The following is a 26,928-nucleotide window of genomic DNA, read 5'->3' as shown; positions in this document are numbered from 1 at the left end:
TGTCTGAAATAGGTTGATTGTGCATGAGACCTCGCTCCTCCTTTCAGTCCATGAAAATTGTCCGCGAGGGGCGAGGTCTCCTCCTTCATGAGTCTCCTCCGTCACCTACTGAAATTGTACGCCCTCGTTTAATGAAAAAGAAAGTAACCGAGGCTCAGGAGAAGGGCAATACCCAAGCCCAAGCAAAAAGCGGGCAGTTGCGAGGGAACCAGGGGCACGGCCACGATCACCGCCAGCAGAGAAAGAAGAGCGAGAACAGCAGGGTAGGGAAATCCAGGCACCCTAAAAGGAAGACGGGCCAGGGGAACCTGGCGCCTAAAGGCGAGGTAGGCTATGACGGTGGGAACCCAGTTAAGAAAGGAAAGGAAGCTGGCGCTGGAAACTACCAGGCCAAACACCTGCCGGGGTAAAAGGTAGGAAAGGAAGATTCCCAGAGCCAGAAAGGCGACGGTGAGCCAAACAGCGCGGTAAGGAATGCCGCGGGAATCCACGGCAGCCAAAAAAGCGGGCGCTTCTCCGCGCTCTGCCAGGGAGGCCAGCATGTTGCTCACCCCGTAGAGGGAGGTAAGCATAACCGACAAGACGGCCACCAGGATTAGAGCGTTTAGCGCGTTCCCCGCCCACGAGAAACCTGCCTTCACCAACACCGCTGCCAGAGGACTGGAGTTCAAGGGAGTTTCCTGGTAAGGCAAGAGACAGACCATCACCAGAAGGCAGGCGCTGTAAAGCAAAGTGCAACCCATACCCGCCAGCAGAACAGCCCGGGGGACATCCCTGACCGGGTTTTCGGCCTGAGGAGCAGCTAAGCTAACCACCGAGAGGGCCGCGTAGCTGAAGAGCGCCACCGGGAAAGAGGCCAGCACCCCTCGCCATCCCTGGGGGAAAACGGTTCGCCACTCCAGAACGACTTCACCAGAAAAGCCGCGCAAGAGTGTAATGAAACCCCATAAAGCAAAGAGGGCCAGGGCCGCTGCCTTGACGAAGGCCATCCAGTCTTCGAAAAGGCTTAGGCTTTTAAGCCCTAAGAGGTTGATGCCCACCACCAGCAAGGAGTAGGCCAGGACCAGGAGCCAGAGGGGAACCGAGGGAAGCCACCAGCGGGTGAGCAGGGCCGCCGCTATCACTTCGGTGAGTAGGGTGAATACGCCGGATACCCAGTAGTTCCAGCCCACCAGAAAACCCCAGAAGGGACCGAGGTATTCCTGGACGTAAAAGCTGTAGCCGCCATCGTGGGGATGATAAGCGGTCATCTCGGCCAGCATGCTGGCCACCAAGGTAACCAACAGACCCCCGTAAAGATAGACCAGCACCGCTGCTGGACCGGCCAAGTGTATGGGAATTCCTGAGGCCAGGAAAATCCCGGTTCCGATCATCCCTCCCCAGGCCAGAGCCACCAAGTCGGCCAGGGACAGCTTCTTTTCAGCCGCTCCTCTTCGGCGAACCTTCCGCATACACCAAAGATCTTACCACCATCTCCTGCTCCAGACCGGGCGCCGTCTTCCCCAGATCAGCAGATAAACTATATCCAGCAATCCTAAAGTATGCACCAGAAGAAGTATTATAAACCAGCCCCGCTGATCGTTGCGCGCCGAGCGCCAAAGAGCCCAGCCCTTCCAAAAGAGAGACCAGGCCAGGATCAGCGCCAAGACCCAGGGCTTCAGATAAGGTACCTGTATAGTCAAACTTTTCATTCTGTCCCCTCCGAAGCTGTTAGTGCACCAGCAGTACAGGACAGGGAGCCAAGTGAACAACCTTGTTGCTCACGCTCCCCAGGAGCAGTTCGCGGATTATCCCCCTTCCTCTTTTCCCCATCACTATGACGTCAAATTTCTCCTTTTCGGCGTAGGTTACGATGGCCTGAGCTGGATCCCCCACCTGAACAACGCTTTTTATTTTCTCCGCACCGTCTTCTCTGGCTACTTCCTCCGCCTCCCTTATTATTTCTTCCGCCCGAGCCAGTAAGGCATCGATGACTTTCTTCTCCCGGTCCTGCACTTCCTGAGGGGTAAACCAGGTGCCGTAGGCAAAGGCCGAATCAAGAGGGGGCACTATAGTGATCAAGGTTATTTCCGCTTCCGGGTTGCCCTTGGCCAGCCGCACCGCTTCTCTTACCGCGCGTAAGGCGTTTTCCGACCCGTCCACCGCCACTAGGATTTTATTGTACATTGCGCGCCCGGAACGCTCCTTTCCCATTTCTAGGTGTCTTTTCTCCTTAATACTCTGCCCGGGAAGGGAAATCCTCTTTTCTCCTTGACAAAACGAGGTTGCTGGCTTAAGCTTTCGTAATAGCCAAGATAACTAGAGGTGAACAAATGTGCGAGAGATTGATGCGCGAGGAAAGCCATGCCCTCAACCAGTGTTGATGGTTAAGGAGGTAGTGGATGCCGGCGCTAGCTCCTTTGTCGTACTGGTAGACAGCCAAGCTTCGGTGGAAAACGTGCGGCGCTTCGCCGAAAGAAGTGGTTTCAGCATAACCGTAGAAGAAAAGGAAGGATACTTCCGCCTAGTGGGCCGCAAGGAAGGGGTTCCATTAGAAGAAAAAGCAGAGGAGGCGGGCGAAACCGCTCCTGCTTCCGTAAAAACCCTGCTCGTGCTCTCCGATACCCTGGGTAAAGATGACCCCGTGCTGGGCCGTAAGCTGGTGAAAATCTTGCTTGATACCCTTGCCGTCCAGGAGCAGCAGCCGCAGTATATAATACTTATGAACGCGGGGGTAAAGCTCGCCTGCGAAGGGTCGGAGGTGCTGGAGGCGCTGGCCGATCTGGAAGCCAAGGGAGTAAAGATCCTCGCCTGCGGCACCTGTCTCAACCACTTTAACCTGCTGCCCTCCCTGCGGGTGGGTCGTCCCACTAACGCTTACGAAGTCACCAACCTCCTCTTGGCCGGAGGGGTCCTTACCTGGGGATAAAGGGGGCTCGGAAAAGTGCGGGATTACTTTCGCCGGATAAGCTACTTTTCCACCTTAGCTTGGCCTATAGCAATAGCGCTGCTCATCGCCTTCCTGGCCGTCACTCACCCTCACTGGCCCCGTGGCTGGTGTATAGCCGCCTTTTTGGCGGCTCTTATCGTTCTTCCGGGGGTGCTCTTGGCCTTGAAGCTCGGTTCCACCCCGATCGTAAAAGAGAAGGTGGTCTTCTTGTGGGGGAGAGCGCCGGGGATCATCGTAGTGCGGCGGGAAAACGGCGAGGAAGATCGCTTTTACCACCGCGAGATTTTCGCCCACTTTGTGGAGGGAAAAATAAAAGAGGGAGATCTTCTCTCCCTGCACCTGCTGGATAAGGATATAGTGAGCTGGGAAAAGCTTTAGCCTTCCTCTCCTTCCGGACTCTCGGAGGTGGAAAGAACCAGGGGTGTCGCTTGCCCGCCCTGGAGTAGCTGCCTTATCTTGCCCTCAATTTCTTGGAAGAGTTCCGGGTGCTCCTTGAGATACTCACGCACATTTTCCCGGCCCTGCCCCAGCCGAAGGTCGCCGTAGGAGTACCAGGAGCCGGTTTTGGTTATCAGCTTGGTAGCCAGGGCCGCATCCAGCAAGCTCCCCTCCCGGGAAATTCCCTCCCCAAAGAGGATGTCGAACTCCGCCTGTTTAAAGGGCGGGGCCAGCTTGTTCTTGACCACCCTCGCCCGCACCCGCGTCCCGATCTTTTCCGTGCCCCGCTTGATGTCATCCACCTTTCGTACCTCTAGCCGGACAGAAGCGTAAAATTTCAGCGCCCGCCCGCCAGGGGTGGTTTCAGGGTTGCCGTAGGCCCCCACCTTCTCCCTAATTTGGTTTATGAATATGGCTGTGGTGCGGGACTTGGCGATAACCCCGGTGAGCTTGCGCAGGGCTTGGGACATGAGCCTCGCTTGCAATCCCACGTGGGCATCCCCCATCTCCCCTTCCAGCTCCGCCCGGGGGACGAGGGCTGCTACGCTGTCCACTACGATGATGTCCACCGCGCCGCTCCTGACCAGGGCTTCCGCTATTTCCAGGGCCTGCTCCCCCGTGTCCGGCTGGGACACCAGCAAGTTGTCCACGTCAACACCCACCCTCTGGGCGTAGACGGGATCGAGGGCGTGCTCGGCGTCGATGAACGCCGCTATACCCCCCATTTTTTGGGCCTCGGCCACCGCGTGCAGGGCCACGGTGGTTTTCCCCGAAGATTCGGGACCAAAGATCTCCACCACTCTTCCCCGGGGAAAGCCCCCTATGCCCAGGGCAACATCCAAAGCTATGGAGCCGGAAGGAATCACTTCCACCTGGAAGCGGCTTGCTGCCTCACCCAGGCGCATTATGGCGCCTTTACCAAACTGGCGCTCTATCTGAGCTAAGGTGGTTTCAAGCATCTTTTGGCGGTCGCTCAAAAGAAATCCAACCCCCTCATCTTTCGGTTACCGTCATTTTACCAGAAAAATTGCCGGTACTAAATTCCCTTTTCCAGATAGCGGCGTACCAACATTAAAGCCCCGTTGACCGCCCCCTGGCGCACGGCCGCCCGGTGACCGGGAAACTCAAAGCGCTTGACCTCAGTACCTTCTGGAGTGGCCAGCGCTATGTAGACCAAGCCCACCGGTTTCTGCGGCGTAGCACCTCCGGGGCCGGCTATGCCCGTGATCCCCACTCCCAAAGTGGTCCCTAGCAGGCGCTTTACTCCTTCGGCCATGGCCTGAGCGGTCTGGGAACTTACCGCTCCTACCGTCCGCAAAACCTCCAAAGGAACGCCCAGGACCTGCTCCTTAACCTCGTTGGCGTAGGCTATAACCCCTCCCAGGAAGTAGTCTGAGCTCCCGGGCACGTCGGTCAGCCGGCCTCCCAGAAGGCCGCCGGTGCACGACTCTGCCACTCCTATGGTGAAGCCCCGGTCGCGCAAAAGCCGGCCCACCACTTCCTCGATCTGCTCCTCGTCATAGGCGAAAACATAATCCTTTACTCTTTCTTCTACCCTCTTTAGCAGTTCCTCCACCTTATGCCGGGCCTCTTCCTGGGTGGAAGCGGTAGCTGAGACGCGGATGTGAACCTCGCCCGGCTTTACAATATAGCCGATGCGGGGGTTTACCAAGCTCGCGGCCAGATCTTTCAGCTTTTCCTGCGTAGCGCACTCTGAAATGCCGGTAAGCTTCAAGACTCGGTAGTAAAAAACGCCGGCCTCGGTCCCTAGTTTCCTGCGGAGGTGGGGTTCCACATACTTCTCGTACATGGGCTGGAGCTCTCTGGGCGGACCGGGAAGAATCACCAGAATTTTCCCCTTATCCTCCAGCAGGCAGCCGGGGGCGGTTCCGGTTTCGTTAGGCAAGAGTTCAGCGCCTTCGGGAAGGTAGGCCTCCTTTACCACATTAGGTGGAGTGGTCCTCCCCTGGGCGGCAAAGTACTCATCGATGCGGCGCAGAGCCTGCTCGTAAAGAACGAGAGGGCGCCCCAGCACTTCCGCCACCGCCGCCATGGTCAAATCGTCTTCGGTCGGCCCAAGCCCCCCGGTGATGATGACCAGATCGGCACGCCCCAGGGCCTCGCGCAAGGCTTTGGTTATTCCTTCCCAGTCATCGCCGACGGTAACCTGGCGGGTGGTTTCTATTCCCAAAGCCGAAAGCCTTTCTCCTAGATATTGGGCATGGGTGTTAACTATCTGCCCCAGAAGCAATTCTGTACCGGTGAATATGATCTCTGCCTTCATCTAACCCACCTTTTTCACTTGCACTTTTTTTCACTTATTTGCTCCGGCCGCCCATTTTTCCTGCTGAGAGGCAGCCGATTCCTGCCCGTGAAGCAGCTCCCGGAAACGCTCCCCCGTCAGACGCTCAGCCGCCAAAAGTTCCTGCGCTATGCGGATAAGCTTTTCCCGCTGGTCGCGAAGGTACTGCTGCACCCTTTCTTCCTGGCGGGAGAGGATCTCGCGCAAAAGTTCGTGGCGCGTCTCCTCCGGCAGTTCGGCGCTCCCAGCCACGCCCAGCCGGCTCATACCGGCGCGGATCATGGTCTCGGCCACCCGCGTGGCCTGCTCGAAATCGTTGGCCGCACCGGTGCTCCTGCTGCCCAAAACTACCTCCTCCGCCACCGCCCCTGCCAGCAGCACGGCCAGCCGATCCTCCAGCTGTCCCTGAGTATACAAGTAGCTGTCCTCCTCGTGCTGTTGGCGAAAGTAGCCGAGCGCCCCACCCCGGGGTGTCACCGTCAGGGTGGTCACCGAACCGGGGCGAACCCACTCGCTTACTAAAGCGTGACCCGTTTCGTGCACCGCCACTCGCCAAAGCTCCTCCTTGCTGGGACGGCGCTCGAGCTTGGCTCCCAGCATGACCCGCTCGATGGCCTCCATGAAGTGCCGCTGCCCTATGGCGCTGGCCCCCTCGCGCAAGGCTAAAATAGCCGCTTCGTTGGCCAGGCTCTCCAAGTGCGCCCCGGAAAAGCCCAGGGTCTCTTTGGCCACCGCCTCCAGGTCGACGTCGGGGGCCAGAGGCTTGTTGCGCGTGTGTAGGCGTAAAATTTCCAGCCTTCCTTCTTTATCGGGAAGATCCACCCGCACTTGACGATCGAAGCGCCCGGGACGAAGCAGAGCCGGATCGAGTAGATCGGCCCGGTTGGTAGCCGCTATCACCAAGATATTTACCCTCTCGTCTCCCTTTATACCGTCCATTTCTACTAGTAACTGGTTAAGCGTTTGGTCGTATTCCAGGTGGCTGTTAACCTTGCCCCGCTTCCCGCCGAGGACGTCTATCTCGTCAATGAAGATGATGGCTCGGTTCTTCCCGCTCTGCTGGGCCTTTTCGCGGGCCAGCCGGAAGAGGTTCCTTATCCGCTGAGCTCCTACACCGGCGTACATCTCCACGAACTCCGAGCCGCTGGCCGCGATGAAGACCGCGTCGGTGTATCCGGCCGCAGCCTTGGCCAGAAGTGTCTTTCCCGTGCCCGGTGGGCCCGTGAGCAAAATCCCTTTGAGTGGACGCACCCCCAGACGCCGGGCTTGAGGGTAGTGCTTGATGAAGTCGAGCGCTTCTTTAAGTTCTTCCACCGCCGCTCGCTGTCCCCCGATATCGGCAAAGGTGATATTATTTTCTTCCTCGTTACTTTTAATTACTAAGCTCTTGACCATCCCCTTGCTGTGGAGGAAGTGGTAAAGGAGCCCTGCCGCTGCCCCCAGGAAGATGAGGGGGATCACGTCGTAACCCTTGGCTGCCAGAAAAATAACAAGCGCCGCCCCCAAGCCCAAACCTATCTCCTTATAGTACACGCTGACCACCTTCCTTTGCCGCGGCCCTGGGAATGACCGCCACCAGGAAGTGATCTTGGTGAGAAAGGGTCAGGTAGAGGTTGCGGTCGTCTAGATAGATGCGGGCCTGAACTCCAGATTCTGCCGCGTAGCGCTCCACTTCCCGGGCCATCTCGGTATAACACCCCTGCGCCAGAGCCTGGTATATGGGGAACTGACTGCGGTAGTAAACTTCCTCTAACGTTTTATCCCGCTGATCGGTTAGCCGGAGAACAAAGGGGCGCCTGCCCATAGTCTCTCCCACCTTGCGCTCCAGGCGATGGTAGAAGGTGGGTAGATCGGCTGGAGCCGCCCGCAGGTGCACTTCGACCAGCCACCGATCGGCCTCACTCTTCACCTCGTAGCTCGCCACCAGCGGCTCCTTCGCCAGGGCTTCCGCCAGTGAGCGTTGGAAACCGTAATGGTCGTAAAACCACTGCCCTCCCCACAAAAGCGCCAAAGCGCACAGAAAAGTCGAAAGCAACACTTTCCAGCGCAAATTGTGCCACTGCATGAACGAGAATCCCCCTTTTGCAAACCCGCGCCGGTATATTATAGCACGCTGGCGCGTTGGCAGGGGAGAGAGCAAAATATGCCTAATTAGAAAAGGGACGAGTTAACAGGAGGGAAGAAAGCCTTGAACCCTTACCGGTTACTGCAGAAGTACTATCCCCCAGGAACGCCCCTTTACCGACTGCTCTTGGTACACGGAATCATGGTGGCCCGCAAAGCTTTAAGGGTGGCCGAAAAAGTGGCGGAATTGAAACCTGACCGGCGTTTCATCTACGAGGCCGCCTTGCTGCACGACATCGGCATCTTTCTCACCCACGCTCCTTCCATAGGCTGCTACGGCGACAAGCCCTACCTGTGCCACGGCTATCTGGGCAGGGAGTTGCTGGAGAAAGAGGGCTACCCGCGCCACGCTTTGGTCTGCGAAAGACATGTAGGGGTAGGGATAACCCGCGAGGAAATACTAAAGCGCAACCTCCCCCTCCCCCCGCGGGACATGGTGCCGGTAACCTTGGAGGAGAAAATCATCGCCTACGCCGATAAGTTCTTTTCTAAAGGCCCTAGGCATTTGACTAAGGAAAAAGAAATAAAGGAGATCGAGGAAGAGCTGCGTAAAATAGGGGAAGACAAAGTGGAGATCTTTCGCCAGTGGCACCGCCTTTTTGATCCCTAACAGTAACCAACCTCCTCTATCTCTCGGGTGCGAGCCCGACCCATAAGATTCTGGGCGGCCACCAAAGGGGAAAGACCTTCGAAGAGAACCTTGTAGGTCTCCACCGTAATGGGCATCTTGACTCTTAGTTCCTGGGCCAGGGCATAAGCCACTCTGGTGGTCCTGACCCCTTCGACCACCATCCCCACCGCGGCCAGAGCTTCCTCCAGGCTCTTCCCCTTCCCTATCTCCCAGCCCGCCCGCCGGTTGCGGCTGTGACGGCTGGTACAGGTCACAATCAAATCCCCCACACCCGCCAGCCCAGTGAAGGTCAGCGGGTTGGCTCCCAGCCGCACCCCCAGCCGGGCTATCTCCGTCAGGCCCCGGGTCATCAAGGCCGCCTTGGCGTTGTCCCCGAAGCCTATGCCCTCACAAATGCCCGTACCCAGGGCAATAATGTTCTTGAGTGCTCCGCCCAGCTCCACCCCCACCAAGTCAGGGTTGGTGTAAACCCGGAAGAAGGGACACATGAGGAACTCTTGCGCCCACTCCGCCGCCTCCCAGCGGCGCGAGGCCACTACCACGGCGGTGGGCTGCTCCCGCGCCACCTCTTCCGCATGACTGGGGCCGGAGAGTACCACGTACCGGTCGAGCGCCCCCTCCCCGGCCTCGGTGGCAAATACCTGGGAGAGACGTAGACGTGTTTCCAGCTCCAGCCCCTTGGCCCCGTTTATCACGTAAGCCCCTGGGGGGAGGAAGGGCAAGGTTTCGCGCACCACCTCCCGGAAGGCATGGGAGGGAACGGCGAAGATCACCGCCTCCGCTCCCTTCAGCGCCTCCTCCAGGGAGGCAGTAGCCGTTACTCCTTCCGGCAAGAAAACCCCAGGGAGGTAGCGGAGGTTCTCCCGGCGGGTGTTAAGCTCCGACGCCACCTCTTTGCGCCTAACCCAGAGCTTCACCTTGCAGCCCTTGCGGGCCAGGAGGTAGGCTAAGGCCGTACCCCAGCTTCCCCCTCCGAGCACTGCTGCGCGCAAAGGGATCAACCCCCCGCCGCCCGCACGGCGTTCTGGAAGATAAAAAACCCGGCGGGTGGGATCTTTTTCCGGCGCCAGTTGGGGTGCTGGGTGGGAAGGACGAAACGCTCCGGGTGGGGCATAACTCCCAGAATTCTTCCTGTGGGGTCGCTCAGCCCGGCGATGGCGTTCAGTGAACCGTTGGGGTTATCGGGGTACTCCTGGGTGGGCCTGCCTTCCGCATCCACGTAGCGGAAGGCCACCAAGCCCTGCTCCTCTATGGTCTTAAGCTGCTCGGCGTTCGTGTAAAAGCACCCCTCCCCATGCGCCGCCTGCCACTCCACCACCTGTCCCTCCATTCCTCGGGTGAAAAGGGAAGGGCTTTTCTCTACCCGGAGCCGCACCCAACGGCACTCAAACCTTCCCTTGGCGTTGGGCATGAGCACCGCTTGCACCTCGCCCAGCCTGCCGAAGGGAAGAAGGCCGGTTCGTACCAGCACCTGAAAGCCGTTACATATACCCAAGACCAGCCCGCCCTTGGCCAGAAATTCCCCTATCTCCTCCCTCAGGAAGGAGGTGAGCTCCACGGCTAGGATCTTGCCTGCCGCTATATCGTCCCCGTAAGTAAAACCTCCCGGTATGACCAGCAGGCGGTAGTCGGTAAGTCGCACCTCCCGCCGCCTGAGTTGGTTCACGTGCACAAGATGAGGCTCAGCCCCCGCAAGTTCGAAAGCGTAGGCCGTCTCCACATCACAGTTGGTCCCGTCCGTACGCAAGATAAGTACCGGCACCCGCAATTTAGCCGAAAACCTCCTTAAGCGGTGCTTGATAGGCTGCCCGAAGAACATCCAAGTTCACCGAAAAGAGTAATTTATCTCCCCAGCGCGCCTTGATAACCGGCCGGCCGAGTGTCCTTCCCAGGACCAGAAAAGGAACCCCGGCGAAAAGCTCTTCCGGGGAAGCGCCGGGTTTGAGTTCCAGAACGAAGCAGCCCGCCGTTTCGTTGAAGAGGAAGAAGTCGGGTCTCGATCCCTCAGGAACAACGATCTCTGCCCCCAGGCCACCGCCGAAGGCCATCTCCGCCACGGCGGTGAAAAGTCCCCCTTCACTTATGTCGTGGGCGGAGAGGACCACCCCTCCGGCTATGGCCCGGTGCACTTTGTTCATAACCGAGGGCAAGAGCTCCAGGTCAACCCGCGGCAGATTCGCCGATTCGATACCCCGAAGTTCATAGTACACCGAACCCCCCATCTCCTCCTCCCGCCTCGCGCCCACCAAAACCAGGAGATTACCTTCTCCCTTGAAGTCGCTCGACACGGTGCGGCCGACATCGGGCAAGCGGCCAAAAGCGGAAATGCACACCACCGGCGGGATATGGATCACCAACTCACCGCTGCGGTAGGTGCTGGAAAGACTGTCCTTGCCGGAAATGAAGGGGAGCCCCATCTTGAGGCTGAAGTCCACGCAAGCATCCACCGCCCGATCAAGCCAGGCCAGAAACTCCCCTTCGGGCACGGGCCATATAAAGTTGTCGATGAGGCAGAGCTCCCGGGGATCTGCTCCCACCGCCACGGCGTTGGCCACCGCCTCCGTGGCCGCCCACAGAGCCCCCCAGTAGGGATCCAGGCGGTTGAGGACGGGGTTAAGGCCGTGGGAAATAACCACGGCGTAGGGTTTGCCCAGGAGGGGGGTTAGCAAAACTGCGTCGTTCGGCGCATCTCCCCTTATCCCTCCGTAGGGAGGGAGGGCGTTGGTGCCCTGCACGCCGTGATCGTACATGCGCACTATAGGCTCCTTGGAGCAAACGTTCAGGTGCCCCAGGATGCGACAAAGCAAATCTTCTCCTAGTTCAACCGGCGGAGGAGACTCCTCCTTCCGCTCCGGGGGAGTCCACTGGCAGGAAAGGACCCTCTGGGGAAGCCCCCGGTGCAGGAAGTCCATTTCGATATCCACCACCCGCTCCTCGCCGTAAAAGACCTGGAAACGCCGGTCCGAGGTGAATTCCCCGATGACGGTGGCCTCCACGTTGTAGAAGCGGCAGAGCTCTATAAAGCGCTCGACTTTAGCCGGGTCTACCGCCACCACCATGCGCTCCTGGCTTTCCGAAAGCAGGATTTCCCAGGGGGCCAAGCCCGAATACTTGAGGGGCACCCGGTCCAAATAAAGGCGTGCTCCGGTTTCCGCTCCCATCTCTCCTACCGCAGAGGCGAATCCCCCAGCCCCGCAGTCGGTTATGGCCCTTATCAGCCCCTCATCCCTGGCCGCCAGCAGAGCGTCGGCCATACGCTTCTCTTCGATGGGGTGACCTATTTGCACCGCCTGGGAATGTACGTGCAGGGTGCGGTCGGTCATGGCCGCGCTGGAGAAGGTGGCCCCGTGGATGCCGTCCCGCCCCGTCCTTCCTCCCACCACCAGGATGGCATCTCCGGGAAGCGGTCTCCCCTTGGCCGCCCGCGCCGCCGGCAGGAGTCCGTAAGCCCCTACGATGACAGTGGGCTTGGCCCGGAAATCGGGGTGGAAGTGCACCGAACCGTTGTTGGTCGGCACCCCCATCCGGTTCCCGTAGTCGCGCACCCCTGCAACCACACGGCGCAGAAGATATTGGGGATGCAGGCAGCCCGGAGGCACTTCCTCCGGCGGGGTATCCGGAGGGGCGAAGCAGAACATATCGGTAGAAGCTATTACTTTGGCTCCCTGCCCTGTACCCATAACGTCCCGGAAAACCCCTCCCGACCCCGTAGCCGCTCCTCCGTAGGGCTCGATGGCGGAGGGGGCGTTGTGCGTCTCCACCTTGCCGCAGATCGCCCAGCCCTCGTAAAAGGCCATCACGCCGGCGTTGTCCACGAAGGCGGAGAGCACCAGATCCTCCCTGCCCACCCTCTCCGTGGCCTGGCGCAGGCGGGTAAGGAAGGGGAGCTTCTCTTGGCCGTTGACGATTATCTTGGCCTTGAAGGTCTTGTGCGCACAGTGCTCCGACCAGGTTTGGGCCAGAAGCTCCACCTCGGCATCGGTAGGGTCGCGACCCTTTTCGCGAAAGTACTGTTGAATAAGGCGCATCTCCTCTAAGTTGAGGAAGAGGCGGTCGGCCGAGAGGGCCAGGAGCTCCTCATCACTCATCTGCCGGATGGGTATGACCTGAGTGCGCCCCGGCTCGCTCCCTAGAAGCAAAGTGCGGGGAGGGGTTTCGAGAACGTGCTGGATGGTCTCGTTCACCAAGAGGCGTTTAATTATGAGCTCCAACTCTTCCGATCTAAGCGCTCCGTAAAAGGCGTACTCCACGCTGGAGTCGGCGGCAAGCAATCCCTTCACCCCGAGATCACGAGCTGCCTTCATAAGCGAGGCCGCCTCCGGGTTCATAACGCCGGGACGGTAGGCTACCTCTACGATCCGGGAAGCATCGGTTATGATCGGGCGGTTAAGGGTGTAGTGCTGGAACACAGGTTCGCAGAGAAGGCGCTCCGCCAAGAAGCGAGCTTCCTCTTCCCCTATACCCTCAAAGCGGTAAACCTTCACCGTGCGCACCTTTTCCACCGAGGTTATGCCCAAACTCTGACGAATCTCGTGTAAGACCCCTTCTCCCGAAGGATCTCTCAGGTGCGGAAGGATAGTTACGCGGACCTCTTGCAAAGCCAAAGTCTCCTCGACGCTCCTTTTGCAATTCTTAAATTCCAAGATGATTAACTTCCACTTGGGTTGCGGGAACTCCTGCCCAAACCAAAGGGGCCGCTTAAAGCGACCCCCTGCGGCTCGGACTGCCAAGCTTTTCCCGCGCTTTAACAGACCTTGAGCCCCGTCGGCACCTCGAGCTCCATGGCCTTAGCCTTGACCCCGGGGAGGGACTGCAGCTTGGAGACGAGTGCATTCACTTCTTCCGGCGTAGCCTCACATAGGAGAGAGATAAGCCCGCTCTCACGGTTGGGATAGGGGCATCCGTGACGGCAAACGATCTTGTCGCTGTACTCCGTTAGGACCTCCTGCACCTTAACGGCCTGCGCCTTGCGGTTCTCCACCAGAATCCCGATCATATACACGCCCATTTAGCCTCCCTCCTTCGTGGTAGCATTTCCATTCTCCCCGCTCCGGCCAACTTTTATCCCGCTTTCCCCTCCTACCACCTCCCCAAAAAGTAGGCCACGAAAACCAAGGAAATTCCCCGGCCTTCGTGGCCTTTCTCCCCCGCCTCCAGGCGCAGAGCTTGTCCTTTAACGCGCGATTAAATTGTAGCTGTTTCAATTATAACCTCGAAGCTCTCAAATGTCCAGGCAAAAAGTGGCATCGAGGACCCGATGCTCGTAAAGTCCCGGCTCCCCCCTCTCCGGGTCGACGTGACGCACGTAAAAGAGCCATCTCCCCTCTCGCCCGAGGGGGAAAGACACTCTACCCCGCCCGTCGGTCGCCCGGCGGTAGGCCCAGCTGGGGTGGGAACAACCGCCAAAAGTGGCCAGCACAGGAGCATACGGCAGGGGGAGACCGCGGTAAAAAACGGTGAGAACAATTTCCCTCCCCGGCCGGTAAAAGTCAGGAGCGGCCACCATTTCTAGCTCCTGCCCTAGAAAGGAGAGGTCGCTCTGGCGCTCCAGATCACCACAGACAAGGCAGAACGGGGCCACCTGGAAGTAAGCCTTGGCGTACTGGCGGTAGTATGCCGCCTCGCACGCATCGGGGTAGTCGGCCCGCGTGCCGGGCTTGTAAAGGCCGTCCCGGGTGAGAACCAGAACTCCTACCTCGTTCTCTGCCACTACCGCCCACAGCCCCTCTCTTTCCGGCCGCCAGCGCCAGCGCAGACCTTTACCCTCGGGGGAGAGGGGAAGAGAAAACTTCTCCCCGCCCGGGGTGAATAAAGCCCCTTTGATCTTTCCCCCTCCGGGAAGGCCATCAGGCTGCATGGCGTGGCCCCAGTAAATGTTACCCGCCGCCACTTCCCCTTTCTCCAGGCGCGCCCTGTCTAGCTCGATCCAGATCTTGTGTCCCTTGATCACCCGCAGCATCGCTACACCTCCCTCACCCATTATCTTGGCTCCGCTTCCCGTTTCATCCTGCAGGAACCTAACCGCCGAGTAAAAAGTATTTAAATACCCCGCTCTCCCCAGGAAAATGGCCCTGGCGCTGCGAATGAACTTTTTAAGACCAAAGCCTCCGGAGAGAAAGGGGTAAGCTCTGAAGTGAAAGCCGCCGTGAAGATCCTCCTAGGACTAACCCTGCTTCTCACAGGGGTAGGGATAACGGTTTACTGGGGTCACTTGCTGGAGAACAAAGTTTCGAAACCTATACCCATCGCCCGGGCTAAGGAGGCAACCGCCCCTACCTCCCTTGCCCTTTCCCCTGCGCCGCCGCGCTTCGACGTACCGGTACACTACCGGGACAAGGTGGTGGTGCTGATGTTCCATAACATAGATCCCACCTACCAGGGCAGGGGAACCATCACCCCAGAAACCTTTGAGGCCGACGTCAAAGCGCTGGTGGAAAAAGGTTACAACGTTATAACGGCGGAGCAGTTGGTTTCCTTCCTAGAGGGAAAAACCCGAGTACCGCCCAACGCGGTGGTTATCACTTTTGACGATGGCTATAAGGGTACTTATCTTTATGCCTTTCCCGTGTTAAAGAAGTACCGGGTGCCGGCCACCGTCTTCCTCATCGGCAGCCTTATAAACCATCACCCTAACTTCCTCACCTGGGAAGAGGTCAGGGAAATGGCCCAGTCAGGACTGGTAACTTTCGGCGGCCATACCTACGACCTGCACAAAGGGGTACCCATAGATCCCTATACCACCTCCCCAGCCACGGTGGCCCGCATCTACGATCTCCGGACGGGAAAAAGCGAAACGGCGGAAGCTTACCACGCCAGGGTCCTGGAAGATAGCCAGAAAGAGCAGGAGCTTTTCCGCCAGGAAATAGGTAAAACTTCTCCTTTCTTTGCCTACCCCTACGGCGCCTACACGCCGGAACTCGACCGCGCCTTGAAAGAGGCCGGTTACTCTTGCTTCTTCACCACTCTGCACGGGGCCAACTGCTACGGCCAGGACCCGCACCATATCTTCCGCATAAACGCTGGAGCTCCCTGGATAACACCGGAAAAGCTACTACAGGAGATCCGGGCAACAGCTCTAGGCACCCCCGGCCCCAGAAAATTCCCGCCAGACTTTATTCCCAAGTGGACACAGAAACCGATAAAATCTTCCCAGAGCCACCATCAGCCAAAGGTCGGGAGGGGATAAAAATGGACATAAAAGAAGCGATAAAGCGGTTTGCCGAGAGAAGAGATTCCATTCCGGCTTACCTGGTACGGGGAAGAGACTACGCGTTTCCAGTGGAGGAAGAAAATTACCTTTACTTGGTGGTGGAGACCCAAGGGAAGGGCATTTTTCTGGCCCGCTTCGCCCCCGACTTCATGAAGCCGCGCCCTCTAAGCGAGGAGGAGCAGAGAAAAGCCCGGAGTTTTGCCGTCGAACGCCTCAAGGAAGCAGGTTTGTGGCCACAAGCTCCACAATAGTCCCGGGGGAGAGGGGGAGCAGATCAGCCGCCCTTCCCTCGCGCAGGGCGATTTCTAGGGTGCCAGCCGAACCGGTGGTGAGAAAGAGCTCCTCTTTAGGAGCTTCTGGGTAGGTGGAATAGTAGGGCAAGGTTATCTCTACCCCCGTTGCACTGCGCAACCGGTAGCAATTCGCTCCCGGCAGAGGGTGAAGGTTGGTGATGATATTGCCAAAGGAATCGATAACCACCACCTCCCCCTCTCTTCCTCGGCGGTGAAAGCGCAGACGGGTCTCGATAGTGGTGGGCCGCCCTAGAGAAGTGAGCAGTTCCCCTCTAGCCAGGCGAGCTACCGCCGGCGCGAAAACATCGCGCGCCTCGAAAGTTCTGGAAGCCCCCAGATGGCGGTGAAGGGCGAATACCTCCTCTATGCCGTCCTCCTCCGCGGCTGGAAAGAGCAGGCCGTTGTCCGGACCCACGAAGTAGTAGCGCTGCGTCCTTATGGCCAGGGGCTGACGAGGACCGCCCACCCCCGGATCTACCACCGCCAGGAATATTGTCCCTTCAGGAAAATAGGAGTAGCTGGAAAGCAGGTACCAGGCACCCTCCCTCACCGCGAAAGGGGTAACCATGTGGGTAAGGTCCACGATTCTAGCACCGGGGCAGAGGGAGAGGATGACCCCTTTAACCACCCCAACGTAGACCGAAAAACCGAAATCGGAAAGGAAGGCCACCGGCCGCGTCATGCATCTACTTCCCTTCCTTGCAAAATGCTGAGGGCGAAAGGCAGGTTATCCAGGCGGAAGAGGGAATAGTTATCCCAGAAGATGCAGCTACCGCAAACCACCAGACTCCCACCCCCTGGGAAGGCGCGCTCGGCAACCAGAATGGGGGCAAAAACACCCCCATCAGAACGAGCCGTATCCATCCCCCGCAAGATTACTCTCACTTCTGGACCGACCTCCAGGGGCGCCGGATAAGGAAAAACCACTTTCTTCACCTTTTCCCTGTAGACTTCCACCGCTTCCGTCACCAGGATGAAGGGATCTCCATCCAGGGAATGGACTTCGTCTCTCACCCCTTCGGGCAGTACCTTGATGCCCAGAGGTTCGGTCACCTCCGAGCAGATGGCGGCCACCCCGTCCTTGTTGCGAAAATGGGCGGTAAAGACGACTCTTTTTCCCTCGTTCTTTACCGCCCACTCTATTCTGGCTTTCTCTTCCGGAGTAAAAGGCTTCTCCGGGTAGTTAAACACGATAACCTCCTGTGCGAAAAGAGCGGCAAAATCGCCGATTTCCTCTATGACGATGCCCCGCTTGTGCGCTTCCCGTGCCAGACCGGAAAAGTAGTAACCGTCTGAAAGGAGAAACTCCTGGTGCGTGGAACTCCAGGCAACGCGCAAGGGCATCGCCCTATTAACGCCACAGCACGCGGAAGCGCACGGCGGTTATTTGCCTGCCGTCGAGCTCCGTTTCGGCAAAGCCGGGCACCGCCTTCAGATCAGCCCCCTCAGGTGCCGCCAAACCGCGGGCGATAATAATTCCCTTGACCGCCTGGTTCACCGCGCCGGCACCCACCGCCTGCAGAATCACTTCCCCACCGCTTTCTTTCAAACTCTCGCAAAGAGCTACGGCCAACTTCTTGGGATCGGTTTTGCTTGATACCTTGAGGGTCTGCAAGGTTTCTTCCCTCCCGCGATTAGTTTTGCGTCTTTTTAGCTGCATTTTACCACAAAACCGCCTACGGATAAAGATGCCCGTAAAGCGTCCCCTCCGCCACCCTTTCCACCCGCACCCGCACCAGCTTGCCGGGAGAAAGGTGGGGACCGAAGACGATCACGGAGAGGTAGTGGGGCGAAAGGCCCAGTCCCTGTTTCCCCTCTACCTTTTCCAGAAGCACCTCTACCTCCCGGCCGAGAAAGCGCCCGGCGTACCGCTGCCGCAGCTCGTCCCGGAGAAGGAGCAGACGTTCAAGACGCCTCTCCACCTCCGGCCAGGGGACGCGGTCTGGAAAGCGGGCGGCAGGGGTGCCGGGACGAGGAGAGTAGGGGAAAACGTGCATCCCCGCCAGCTCAAGTTCTCTGAGCAACTGCTCCGTGCGGGCGAAGGCCTCTTCGGTCTCCCCCGGAAAGCCCACCATCACGTCGGTGGTGATGGCGATGTCAGGCACAGCTTCCCGCAATCTCGCCACCAATTCCCGGTACTGCGCGGTGGTGTAGCGCCTGCCCATACGCCGCAAGATCTCGTCATCGCCGCTTTGAAGAGGGATGTGTAGGTGGGGGCAAAAACGGGAATCTCGGCGCAGAAGCTCGATGAGATCCGGCGTCACCTCCAAAGGCTCGATGGAACTTAGGCGCAGCCGCTTGAGTTCGGGAAGCTCCAGCAGCCTCTCCACCAGGTGAGCCAGGTTAAGCGGCGGGGTCAAATCCTGCCCGTAAAGCCCCAGATGGGTTCCGGTAAGAACCAACTCCACAAATCCCTCTCGCAGGAAGTGGCGGGCCATCTCTAAGACCGCTTCCAGAGGGCGGCTGCGACAAGGGCCCCGGATATAAGGAACGATGCAGTAAGTGCAGAAGTCGCGGCACCCCTCCTGCACTTTGAGAAAGGCTCGGGTGCGCCCGAAAAAGTAAGCGGGCAGGTCCTCGAAGGAATAAGGGGCATCCCCTACCGCCACCAGCTGCTTGCCGGAACGGCGGGCCTCCTCGACCAGATTGGGCAACTCCCTCTTGGCGCCTATTCCGGCCACCACCCGCACGCCGGGGAGGGAGCTTATAAACTCAGGGTCTAGCTGAGCGTAGCAACCGGTGACTACCACCAGGGAGCGGGGATTACGGCGCCAGGCTCTTCTTATGGCCTGCCTGGACTTCTGGGCCGCCGTGTGGGTCACCACGCAGGTGTTGATCACGTAAACATCGGCCGGTTCCCCGAAGTCCACTATCTGGTAGCCACGCCGGGCAAAAAGGGCAGCCATCTCGGCCGTGTCGCACTGGTTGACCTTGCAGCCCAAGGTGTAGAAGGCCACTCGCAGTGGCCGCTCTTCCTTGTTTTCTACCAATCTTTATTTTCGCCTCCCAGATCACCCCAACCGTAAAGCACCAGGGCTAAAGCTGCTAGCCCCGCCGTTTCCGTGCGCAGGATACGAGGTCCTAAGGTCACCGTAAAAACTCCTCGCTTCTGGGCCAGAGCCACCTCCCGCTCGCTAAAGCCCCCTTCGGGGCCGATGAAGAGGGCCACCCGCCGAGGACGGCAGGAATGGAGACAAGAACGCAAAGAGAGGCTTCTTTCCCCTTCCCAGGGCATGATTCCCACTGTTTCCGGCTCCAGTTCCTCCAGAGCCTGCGAGAGCGGGGTGACCTCCTTTATCCGGGGGACGGTGCTGCGGCCGCACTGGCGTACCGCCTCCCGGGCCAGGCGCTGCCAGCGCTCCCTCCTCTTTCGGGCCCGTTCCCTGTCCCACTGGACCACCACCCGCTCGGTAAGCAGGGGAACGATACGGGAGACACCCAGTTCCGTAGCTTTCTGCACCACCAGATCCATCTTCTCTCCCTTGGGTATGCCCTGGAAGAGGGTGACGAATACCGGGGGCTCCGGAGGTAGGGAAAGATATTCGCCTAGTTCTACTTCCACTCTTCCCCCGTTCTCCCGCAAGATTATTCCTGCGCGGGCGCGCCCTTCCCCGTCATGCACCGCCACCCGGTCCCCTGCCCGCAGGCGCAGAACGCTAAGGAGATAGTGGCTCTCTTCCGGCGGCAAGACCACCTTAGTTTCACCTAGCTCTTCCGGCAGGACGAAAACGCGGCGCACCCTCTCACCTCGCGCTTAAAACCAGGCTCACCCAGCCTTCTTCCTCCAACTCCTCCACCAGCACTAGGGAAGAAGAAAGCGCTTCCCCTTTCCGCTCCACCGGTATGCCACCCGCTATTAGTACCCCTCCGGGAAGCAGCAGCTTCGCCGCCCGGGGCAGGAGCTGCAGGATGAGCTCCGCGGTGAGGTTCGCCACTATGAGATCCGCCTTTTCTTCCCTTCCCTCCAGGAGGTTTCCCCACAGTATCTGAACCCGGCCCGCCACTCCGTTGCGGGTCACGTTCTCGCGTGCCACCCTTATTGCCACCTCGTCCTCGTCTATGGCGTAAACCTGGGACGCGCCAAGCAAAGCGGCGGCTATTGCCAAAATGCCCGAACCCGTGCCAACATCGTAGACTTTCATACCCGGACGGAGGTACTTCTCCAGAAGCCGCAGGCAGAGGCGGGTGGTAGGATGGGTGCCGCAGCCGAAGGCTAGGCCGGGATCGAGCTCGATCACTACCTCCTCCGAACCGGGCTCATAGGCGGCCCAGGTAGGCTTGATCACCAGGCGCTCACCCACCCGAAAAGGGTGGTACTCCCGACGCCACCAGGTGAGCCAGTCTTTTTCCCGAAGCCTGCGCACCTCGATCTCCCCGGCCGCCCACCTCTCTCCTTCCGCCCAGAAGCGCAAGAGCTTCTCCACCGGTGTAGTCGCCGGGAGATAGGCCACCACGGTGGAAAAAGAAGAAGCGGGGACGATCGCCACCCCGCGCCCTGCAACCTTGGCCAAGGTGTTAGCCGCTTCCTCGGCCTCCTCTTCTCTGACCGGAATACTTATCTCCCACCAATTTTCTTCTGTCATCGCCAGGCGTCCCTCACGCGCCTAAAAAAACTTTTCTCCTCGGGTCTCACTTCTTCCCCGGAGAGGCGGGCAAACTCCTGCAAAAGTTCCTTCTGCCGCTCCGTAAGCTTGGTAGGCACCACCAGCCTCACCTGTACCCACAGGTCTCCCCGGCCGTAGGGAGTGGGAACCCCCTTCCCCTTGACCTTTAGGAGCTCCCCTGGCTGGGTGCCAGGAGGAATGCGCAAGCGGACCTTTCCCTCCCGGTCCGGACCTTCCAGAGTGGGGACCTCCACTTCCGCCCCCAGTGCCGCCTGGGGGAAGGAGATGGGTATTTCGCACCAGAGGTCGTCCCCCTGCCGTTTAAACACCGGATCGGATTTCACCCGCAACAAGATGTAAAGATCTCCCGGCGGGCCGCCGTGAACTCCCGCCTCCCCTTCCCCACGCAGGCGCAGGCGCATTCCGTCCTCCACACCGGCCGGGATCCGCACCTTAACCTGCCGCCTTCTCTTCACCTGGCCCGTGCCGCGGCAGTTGGTGCAGGGATGGGGGATGAACTCCCCCGTACCCCCACAGCGATCGCAGGTGCGCGTCTGGATGAACTGGCCGAAGGGGGTGGAGCGGGCGAAGGTCAGATGGCCGGTACCGCCGCAGGCGGGGCACTTTTCCACCCTCGTTCCCGGCTGGCAACCGGTACCCTGGCAGGTGGGGCAACGCTCGGTGCGGGGGACAGAAACCTCCTTCTCCGTGCCGAAGATGGCTTCCCGGAAGCTGAGCTCCAGCTCCACCTCCAGGTCTGCTCCCCGACGCGGTCCAGCTTGCGGCCGGCGGAAGCCAAAAAGGGTCTCGAAGAGATCACCGAAGCCGAAGCCCAGATCGCGAAAGATTTCCTCGAAGTCGGCCTGCCGGAAATCAAAGTTAATACCCTGCCCCTCTGGCCCCACGTGGCCGTAGCGGTCGTACTGGGCCCTCTTCTCCGGGTCGGACAAAACGGCGTAGGCTTCGGTGATCTCCCGGAACTTGGCCGCCGCCTCTTCTTTGTTGTCGGGGTTGGCGTCGGGATGGTACTTACGCACCAGCCGGCGGTAAGCCTTCTTTATTTCTTCCTGGGTAGCGTTACGTGGCACCCCCAGGATTTCATAGTAATCCTTGTGAGCCATAATCTAACACCCTATTTCACTTCGTAGTCGGCGTCCAGGGTCTTCCCCTGCTCTCCCCTTCGCTCGCCCGAAGAGGTAGTCTGGGAGGCCGAACTAGCGGCCCGGCGGTAAGCCTCGGTGGTGAGAGCGTGCAGCGGCTCAGTAAGGGCCTCCATCTTCTGCTTGATCTCGTTTATGTCCTGCCTCTCCAGAGCCGCCTTGAGTTCTTTCAGGGCCGCCTCCAGCCGCTCCACCTTCTCCTTGTCCGCCTTATCGCGGAAGTCCTTGAGCACCTTTTCCGCCTGGTAAACCAGGGACTCGGCTTGGTTGCGAGTCTCGGCCTCCTCCTTGCGCCGGCGGTCCTGCTCCGCGTACTGCTCCGCCTCCTTGATCATCCGCTGGATCTCCTCTTCGGAGAGCCGGGTCGAGCCAGTTATGGTGATGCTCTGCTCCTTACCCGTGGCCAGGTCGCGCGCGGTGACGTTCAGGATGCCGTTGACGTCTACGTCAAAAGTCACTTCTATCTGGGGCACCCCGCGCGGTGCCGGCGGGATACCGGTCAGCAGAAAGCGCCCCAGGCTCTTGTTGTCGGCCGCCATGGGCCGCTCTCCCTGGAGTACATGGATTTCCACCGTGGTCTGGTTGTCAGCTGCGGTGGTGAAGATCTGGCTTTTGCGCACGGGAATGGTAGTGTTGCGCTCGATGATTTTGGTGAACACTCCCCCCAGGGTCTCGATGCCCAGGCTTATGGGTATGACGTCCACCAGGACCACGTCACGAACTTCACCGGCGATTATGGCCCCCTGGATAGCCGCTCCTATGGCTACGCACTCGTCCGGGTTTATCCCTTTGTGCGGTTCCTTGCCGAAGAAGCGCCGCACCGCCTCCTGAATGCAAGGCATTCGGGTAGAACCGCCTACCAGAAGAATCTTGTCGATATCTTCCGGCCTGAGCCCGGCATCGGTCAAAGCCTGCCTTACCGGGCCCATAGTCATCTCCACCAGATCGCGCGTCAGCTCCTCGAACTTGGCTCGGGTGAGGGTCACGTTCAGGTGCTTGGGACCGGAAGCGTCAGCAGCGATGAAGGGAAGGTTAATGGTGGTGGAGGTCAGCGTGGAAAGCTCGATCTTGGCTTTCTCCGCCGCCTCCTTAAGCCTCTGCATGGCCATCCGGTCCTGCCGGAGGTCGATTCCGGTCTCCTTCTTGAACTCGGCAACGAGGTAGTCGATGATCCGCTGGTCGAAGTCGTCCCCGCCCAGGCGGTTGTTCCCGCTGGTGGCCTTCACCTCGAAGACCCCTTCGCCTATCTCCAGGATGGAGACGTCGAAGGTACCGCCTCCCAAGTCAAAGACCAGGACGGTTTGGGTTCCTTCCTTGTCCAGGCCGTAGGCCAGAGCTGCCGCCGTGGGCTCGTTGATGATGCGCACCACTTCCAGCCCGGCGATGCGCCCGGCGTCTTTGGTGGCCTGCCGCTGGGAGTCGTCAAAATAGGCCGGAACGGTGATAACCGCCTTGGTGATCTTTTCTCCAAGGTAAGCCTCTGCGTCTCTTTTGAGCTTCTGCAATATAAAGGCAGAAATCTGCTGAGGGGTGAATTCCTTGTCGTCTATCTTCACCCGGTAGTTGGAACCCATGTGGCGCTTTATGGAAATGACCGTGCGCTCCGGGTTGATTACGGCCTGGCGCTTGGCCGGCTCTCCTACCAGAAGCTCCCCGGTGGAAGAGAAGGCCACTACCGAGGGAGTCACCCGGCCCCCCTCGGCGTTGGGAATCACTACTGGCTCACCGCCCATCATCACTGCCATGCACGAGTTGGTAGTACCCAGGTCAATTCCCAGAATTTTCTCCATCCTTCTCCTCCTCCTCGGCCTCGGTTTCAACGGCTTTGGCTTTGGCTACTTTCACCAGAGAAGGACGCAGGAGCTTGCCGCGGAAAAGGTAGCCGCGGCGGAATTCCTCCAGGATGATACCGTCTTCACAATCCTCCTTTTCTTCAAAAGCAAAGGCCTCGTGGTAGAAGGGGTCAAACTTGTTCCCTTCCGCCGCTATGGGTTCCAGACCCTCCTGCTGGAGGGTGGAGAAAAGGCGTTGGTAGATCAATTCCACACCTTGCAAGAAATCTTCCAGCCGGTCCCCCCGTGCCGCCAGAGCCCGCTCAAAGTCGTCAAGTATTGGCAGGAGGTTCTTGATCAGGTTTTCCGCAGCCCTAGCTAAAATTTCTTCTCTTTCTTGCTGCAGACGGCGGCGGAAAGTTTCAAAATCGGCCCGCAGGCGCAGGAGCTGCCGCTGGTATTCTTCGGCTCGGGCTTCTGCCTGGGCTAAAGCCTCTTTGAGCAGCTGGATTTCCGCTTCCAGCTCCGGCAGAGAAGGAACCGGCTCGGTCACCGCTTCCTTACCCTCGCCTACTGCCTCCTGCGCCTCGCCGTTGGGACCGGGCTTGGCCTCTTTATCCCGCTCCTCCATCCTTACTCCCTTCCCCGCTTTCCGGTTTATCTTCCTTTTTTCGGATGATAGTGTCGATACGCAGGATGGCCTCCGCGATCTCCCCCGCCGCCTTGAGGGCATGCCGCTTTACCGGTGCGGGGTCAAGCACCCCCGCCTCCACCATATCCTTTACCTCTCCAGTATCGCAGTCTATGCCCAAGGAGTCTTTACCGGAAGCCACCTGCGCCGCTATCACGTCCCCTATCTTCTCCAGAGGGTTAAAGCCGGCGTTGGCCACGATCTGGGCCAGAGGGCGCTTGAGCGCCTCCACTACGCAGTCGACCCCGTAGGCGGCCATGCCGCGTATCTCGCTCTTGCGCCGTTCTACCTCGCGCGCCACCGCGAGCTCCACCGATCCCCCGCCGGGAACTACCCCGCCTTTAACGGCCGCCTGCACCGCCGCGGCGGCATCCTTGGCGATGCGCTCCCGCTCCCCTACCACTTCGGCGGTGGCAGCTCCTACCACGATGGTAGCCATGGGCTTGCCCCCGCCGCGCAGAAAGATTTTCTCCAGCTTTTCCTCCTCAAAAACCTCCTCCGCCCAGCCCAAATAGCGTTCGAGTTCCTCCGGGCTCTTTTTAAGCCCGGTGCGCTTTATGGGCTTGGCCCCGGTGTGCTCGGCCGCCCGCCTGAGCTCCCGGCTCAACACCCGCTGCACTACCATAACACCGGCGTCGGTCAGGATCTCCTCCGCTATATCCGCCACCCCGCGATCCACCAGGATCAGCCCTACCCCCAGATCGACAAGCTTCTTTAGGTTGTGCTTGAACTCTTCCTGGAGGGCGAGGTAGCGGGCAAAACCGGCCTCCGTGCGCAAGGCCCCTTCCTCTATTTCCTCCGGCTCCAGGGCGTCGTCCACCACCAGCACCCGCACTTTCTCCAGCCGCTCCGGCATCTGCCGGTTGAGCCGGCTCTTGCTGATGATAACCCCCCGGAACACCTGGTTCTCGGCGCCTTCCTCAGCCACCACTATATCGGCCAGCTTGAAAGCTGGCCGCCGCAACTCTTCCTCCCCTACCAGCCGGGCGGCTTCCACCACCAGGGAGGCTATGTCCTCGTGTCCCCTGCCCGCTATGAGGGCCACCTGGTAAAGGCGCGGATCCTCCAGACCGTCAAGGGGCGAGGCTTTGGCCGCCAGCGCCTCCAAAGCAAAAGCCAATCCCTTCCTCAGCCCCTCTATGACCCGGGCCACCGGTACCCCTTTGAGCACCAACTCCAGCCCCGTTCCGACCATGGCCCCGGCCATCACGGTGGTGGTGGTGGTCCCGTCCCCCACCTCTTCCTCCTGCGCCTTAGCCACGTTTATCACCATCTTGGCCGCCGGGTGGGTAGCCTCCATGGTGGTGAGAATGGTCACCCCGTCGTTGGTGATGACCACTTCGCCGAAGCGATCCACCAACATGGTGTCAAGCCCCTTGGGCCCCAGCGTGCCTTCCACCGCCGCCGCAATGGCCCGCACGGCATTGGCGTTGGAAATGAGCGCCGCCAGGCGCTCGTTCACTTCCGAACCGGCACTCGCTTGGCTTTTTAAGCTCATTCTTTCTCCCCTTAGCCGAAGATTCGCTTGAGCTCCTTGTTAAGGTTGTCGGCCACCCAGGACAGAAGCCCCACTATGCGGGCGTAAGGCATGCGCGTGGGGCCCAGGACGGCCAACACCCCTTCCAGATCGTAGGGTAGCCGGTAGCGCACCGAGACCAGGCTGAAGGCGAAGTTCCCCGTCCGGTTGACTTCACTGCCGATCCGAATACAAACCCCCTCGGAAGAAGAGCCCTGGGGGGATAGAAGGTTGCAAAGGTAGTCCTCCTGCTCCAGCAGCCCCAGCAAAGTGCGCAGGCGCTCCACGTTGTGAAATTCGGGCTGGAAAAGTATTTGAGGAAGGCCACCCCGGAAGATCCGGTCTCCTTTAGTTTCGGTGGCCTCACGTAAAAGCTCCAGCACCGTATCCAAAAAGCGCCGGTAGCGGACCAACTCCCGCCGCAGCTCCTGCAAAAGGGTGGCCTTTATGTCGGCTACCGAGACACCTCTGAGCTTGGCGTTGAGCACCTCACTTATGGTCTCCAGGTCGTAGGCGGTTACGCTTGGAGGTACCGATATAAACTGGTGCACCACCTCTCCCGAGTTCAGCACTACCAGCACCAGCGCCCTTCCTCGTCCGAAGGGAAGGAGTTGCAGGTGCCGGAAGACGTCGCTCCCTCGGGGAACAGTGGCCAAAGTGGCACAATGGGTGAGCTCGGCTAGAATCTGCCCCGTCCGCTGGATGACGGTAGCCAGTTCTTTAGCCTTGCGCTTGATGTGAGCCCGTATAAGCTCCTTCTCTTCCTCCGTAGGCTCCTGGGGCTCCATGAGGTGATCGACATAGTAGCGGTAGCCGAGCTCCGAAGGGATGCGCCCGGCCGAAGTGTGAGGCTGCTCCAAGTAACCCATTTCCTCCAAGTCGGCCATCTCGTTCCTTATGGTGGCCGGGCTCACCCCCAGCCCGTACTTGCGGGCTATGGTGCGCGAGCCCACCGGCTCCCCTGTGCTGATGAAATCCTCCACCACCGCCGCCAGTATCCGGGCCTTGCGCTCGTCCAGCAGCATAGCCGTTCACCCGTGCTGTTAGCACTCAAACTAGCTGAGTGCTAAAAGTTCCTGTCTCTAAAAATATATCCCCTTTTGCCCCTTGTCAAGCCAGGAGGAACTTCACAGTGCGCGTCAAGAGTTAGTAGGTGGTTCGGGAGAAAACTTCTCTTCATGGAAACCTCGCCGCCAGGATAGTCCCGGTACCTGCGCCATTAAGGGATCAAACTACTGAGGCTAGGCCGGCTTAGTTC

General features: G+C 59.5%; 28 protein-coding genes. 5 read left to right on the top strand and 23 right to left on the bottom strand.

Annotated features, from left to right (window positions below; all coding sequences use genetic code 11):
• Positions 1-128: 128 nt before the first annotated feature.
• The 3 genes from DXX99_RS09385 to DXX99_RS09375 are packed head-to-tail and all read right to left on the bottom strand — an operon-like array spanning position 129 to position 2,166.
• On the bottom strand, positions 129-1,451 hold the full coding sequence (locus DXX99_RS09385; RefSeq protein ID WP_115793231.1) for an amino acid permease: 1,323 nt from the start codon (positions 1,449-1,451) through the stop codon (positions 129-131).
• 12 nt (positions 1,452-1,463) lie between these two features.
• Entirely contained in the window at positions 1,464-1,691 is a 228-nt protein-coding gene (locus DXX99_RS09380) for a DUF5652 family protein (protein WP_115793230.1), read from the bottom strand.
• A gap of 19 nt (positions 1,692-1,710) precedes the next feature.
• Entirely contained in the window at positions 1,711-2,166 is a 456-nt protein-coding gene (locus DXX99_RS09375; RefSeq protein WP_240610891.1) for a universal stress protein, read from the bottom strand.
• Positions 2,167-2,314: 148 nt separating this feature from the next.
• Between DXX99_RS09375 and yedF the strand changes: the two genes are divergently transcribed.
• Together yedF and DXX99_RS09365 are read left to right on the top strand one after the other, a co-directional pair.
• Positions 2,315-2,908, top strand: a complete 594-nt coding sequence (gene yedF / locus DXX99_RS09370; RefSeq protein ID WP_134642992.1) for a sulfurtransferase-like selenium metabolism protein YedF — start codon at positions 2,315-2,317, stop codon at positions 2,906-2,908.
• Positions 2,909-2,923: 15 nt separating this feature from the next.
• A complete protein-coding gene (locus tag DXX99_RS09365; RefSeq protein WP_115793227.1) occupies positions 2,924-3,307 on the top strand; it encodes a hypothetical protein in 384 nt (127 codons plus the stop codon).
• Here the strand turns inward: DXX99_RS09365 and recA are convergent.
• From recA to DXX99_RS09345, 4 genes are read right to left on the bottom strand one after another with little or no spacing between them, the layout of a single operon-like run.
• Positions 3,304-4,344 (bottom strand): recombinase RecA, encoded by a 1,041-nt coding sequence (gene recA, locus DXX99_RS09360; protein WP_115793226.1) that lies wholly within the window; start codon positions 4,342-4,344, stop codon positions 3,304-3,306. The two genes, DXX99_RS09365 and recA, sit on opposite strands and share 4 nt — an antisense overlap.
• A 59-nt stretch (positions 4,345-4,403) precedes the next feature.
• The gene (locus DXX99_RS09355) at positions 4,404-5,651 is read right to left on the bottom strand and encodes a competence/damage-inducible protein A (protein WP_115793225.1); all 1,248 of its coding nucleotides are present in this window, start codon (positions 5,649-5,651) and stop codon (positions 4,404-4,406) included.
• Positions 5,652-5,681: 30 nt separating this feature from the next.
• The gene (locus DXX99_RS09350) at positions 5,682-7,202 is read right to left on the bottom strand and encodes an ATP-dependent metallopeptidase FtsH/Yme1/Tma family protein (protein WP_115793224.1); all 1,521 of its coding nucleotides are present in this window, start codon (positions 7,200-7,202) and stop codon (positions 5,682-5,684) included.
• Positions 7,192-7,734 (bottom strand): hypothetical protein, encoded by a 543-nt coding sequence (locus DXX99_RS09345; RefSeq protein ID WP_115793223.1) that lies wholly within the window; start codon positions 7,732-7,734, stop codon positions 7,192-7,194. Before DXX99_RS09345 ends, DXX99_RS09350 begins: the two co-directional genes overlap by 11 nt.
• A 123-nt stretch (positions 7,735-7,857) precedes the next feature.
• On the opposite strand from DXX99_RS09345, the gene DXX99_RS09340 reads away from it, so the two are divergent.
• Positions 7,858-8,403 carry an HD domain-containing protein gene (locus DXX99_RS09340; RefSeq protein WP_115793222.1) on the top strand — a complete coding sequence of 182 codons (546 nt, stop codon included), beginning with the start codon at positions 7,858-7,860 and terminating at the stop codon, positions 8,401-8,403.
• Here DXX99_RS09340 and DXX99_RS09335 read toward each other — a convergent pair.
• The 5 genes from DXX99_RS09335 to DXX99_RS09315 all read right to left on the bottom strand — a co-directional run bounded on the left by DXX99_RS09335 (position 8,400) and on the right by DXX99_RS09315 (position 14,383).
• Positions 8,400-9,416, bottom strand: a complete 1,017-nt coding sequence (locus tag DXX99_RS09335; RefSeq protein ID WP_205664689.1) for an NAD(P)H-dependent glycerol-3-phosphate dehydrogenase — start codon at positions 9,414-9,416, stop codon at positions 8,400-8,402. The genes DXX99_RS09340 and DXX99_RS09335 overlap by 4 nt on opposite strands.
• Before the next feature lie 5 nt (positions 9,417-9,421).
• A complete protein-coding gene (gene purQ, locus DXX99_RS09330; protein WP_240610892.1) occupies positions 9,422-10,186 on the bottom strand; it encodes a phosphoribosylformylglycinamidine synthase I in 765 nt (254 codons plus the stop codon).
• A gap of 7 nt (positions 10,187-10,193) precedes the next feature.
• Positions 10,194-13,028, bottom strand: coding sequence for a phosphoribosylformylglycinamidine synthase subunit PurL (purL, locus tag DXX99_RS09325; RefSeq protein ID WP_115793232.1), 2,835 nt, complete (start codon positions 13,026-13,028; stop codon positions 10,194-10,196).
• Between the two features lie 140 nt (positions 13,029-13,168).
• Positions 13,169-13,432, bottom strand: a complete 264-nt coding sequence (locus tag DXX99_RS09320; RefSeq protein WP_115793219.1) for a TM1266 family iron-only hydrogenase system putative regulator — start codon at positions 13,430-13,432, stop codon at positions 13,169-13,171.
• Positions 13,433-13,645: 213 nt separating this feature from the next.
• Entirely contained in the window at positions 13,646-14,383 is a 738-nt protein-coding gene (locus DXX99_RS09315; RefSeq protein WP_165847805.1) for a DUF4198 domain-containing protein, read from the bottom strand.
• A 174-nt stretch (positions 14,384-14,557) separates the two neighbouring features.
• Here DXX99_RS09315 and DXX99_RS09310 point away from each other — a divergent pair, with 174 nt between their 5' ends.
• Complete coding sequence (locus DXX99_RS09310; protein WP_115793217.1) at positions 14,558-15,610, top strand: polysaccharide deacetylase family protein; 1,053 nt, start codon at positions 14,558-14,560, stop codon at positions 15,608-15,610.
• Between the two features lie 2 nt (positions 15,611-15,612).
• Positions 15,613-15,885, top strand: coding sequence for a hypothetical protein (locus tag DXX99_RS09305; RefSeq protein WP_115793216.1), 273 nt, complete (start codon positions 15,613-15,615; stop codon positions 15,883-15,885).
• Here DXX99_RS09305 and DXX99_RS09300 read toward each other — a convergent pair.
• The 11 genes from DXX99_RS09300 to hrcA form a co-directional block, all read right to left on the bottom strand.
• Entirely contained in the window at positions 15,848-16,609 is a 762-nt protein-coding gene (locus tag DXX99_RS09300) for an SAM hydrolase/SAM-dependent halogenase family protein (RefSeq protein ID WP_115793215.1), read from the bottom strand. The two genes, DXX99_RS09305 and DXX99_RS09300, sit on opposite strands and share 38 nt — an antisense overlap.
• On the bottom strand, positions 16,606-17,271 hold the full coding sequence (locus DXX99_RS09295; protein WP_338065879.1) for a hypothetical protein: 666 nt from the start codon (positions 17,269-17,271) through the stop codon (positions 16,606-16,608). The genes DXX99_RS09300 and DXX99_RS09295 overlap by 4 nt, the downstream gene beginning before the upstream one ends.
• Before the next feature lie 7 nt (positions 17,272-17,278).
• Positions 17,279-17,542 (bottom strand): stage V sporulation protein S, encoded by a 264-nt coding sequence (locus DXX99_RS09290; RefSeq protein ID WP_015738638.1) that lies wholly within the window; start codon positions 17,540-17,542, stop codon positions 17,279-17,281.
• Positions 17,543-17,603: 61 nt separating this feature from the next.
• Complete coding sequence (gene mtaB / locus DXX99_RS09285) at positions 17,604-18,917, bottom strand: tRNA (N(6)-L-threonylcarbamoyladenosine(37)-C(2))-methylthiotransferase MtaB (protein WP_115793213.1); 1,314 nt, start codon at positions 18,915-18,917, stop codon at positions 17,604-17,606.
• Positions 18,911-19,666 carry a 16S rRNA (uracil(1498)-N(3))-methyltransferase gene (locus DXX99_RS09280; protein ID WP_115793212.1) on the bottom strand — a complete coding sequence of 252 codons (756 nt, stop codon included), beginning with the start codon at positions 19,664-19,666 and terminating at the stop codon, positions 18,911-18,913. The genes mtaB and DXX99_RS09280 overlap by 7 nt, the downstream gene beginning before the upstream one ends.
• Positions 19,667-19,670: 4 nt before the next feature.
• Positions 19,671-20,510 (bottom strand): 50S ribosomal protein L11 methyltransferase, encoded by an 840-nt coding sequence (gene prmA / locus DXX99_RS09275; protein WP_115793211.1) that lies wholly within the window; start codon positions 20,508-20,510, stop codon positions 19,671-19,673.
• Positions 20,507-21,652 (bottom strand): molecular chaperone DnaJ, encoded by a 1,146-nt coding sequence (dnaJ, locus tag DXX99_RS09270; RefSeq protein ID WP_115793210.1) that lies wholly within the window; start codon positions 21,650-21,652, stop codon positions 20,507-20,509. The genes prmA and dnaJ overlap by 4 nt, the downstream gene beginning before the upstream one ends.
• Positions 21,653-21,663: 11 nt before the next feature.
• Positions 21,664-23,481 carry a molecular chaperone DnaK gene (gene dnaK, locus DXX99_RS09265; RefSeq protein WP_115793209.1) on the bottom strand — a complete coding sequence of 606 codons (1,818 nt, stop codon included), beginning with the start codon at positions 23,479-23,481 and terminating at the stop codon, positions 21,664-21,666.
• Positions 23,459-24,094 (bottom strand): nucleotide exchange factor GrpE, encoded by a 636-nt coding sequence (gene grpE / locus DXX99_RS09260; protein WP_165847804.1) that lies wholly within the window; start codon positions 24,092-24,094, stop codon positions 23,459-23,461. The genes dnaK and grpE overlap by 23 nt, the downstream gene beginning before the upstream one ends.
• Positions 24,078-25,652, bottom strand: a complete 1,575-nt coding sequence (locus DXX99_RS09255) for a TCP-1/cpn60 chaperonin family protein (protein ID WP_115793207.1) — start codon at positions 25,650-25,652, stop codon at positions 24,078-24,080. The genes grpE and DXX99_RS09255 overlap by 17 nt, the downstream gene beginning before the upstream one ends.
• Positions 25,653-25,663: 11 nt before the next feature.
• Positions 25,664-26,695: a heat-inducible transcriptional repressor HrcA gene (hrcA, locus tag DXX99_RS09250; protein ID WP_115793206.1), complete on the bottom strand. Its 1,032-nt coding sequence runs from the start codon at positions 26,693-26,695 to the stop codon at positions 25,664-25,666.
• Positions 26,696-26,928: the final 233 nt, after the last annotated feature.

The organism is Ammonifex thiophilus (assembly GCF_003368535.1).
GTDB classification, from domain to species: domain Bacteria; phylum Bacillota; class Desulfotomaculia; order Desulfotomaculales; family Ammonificaceae; genus Ammonifex; species Ammonifex thiophilus.
Note: the sequence above shows the minus strand (reverse complement) of the source record. Positions and strands in the feature narration are given on the sequence as shown.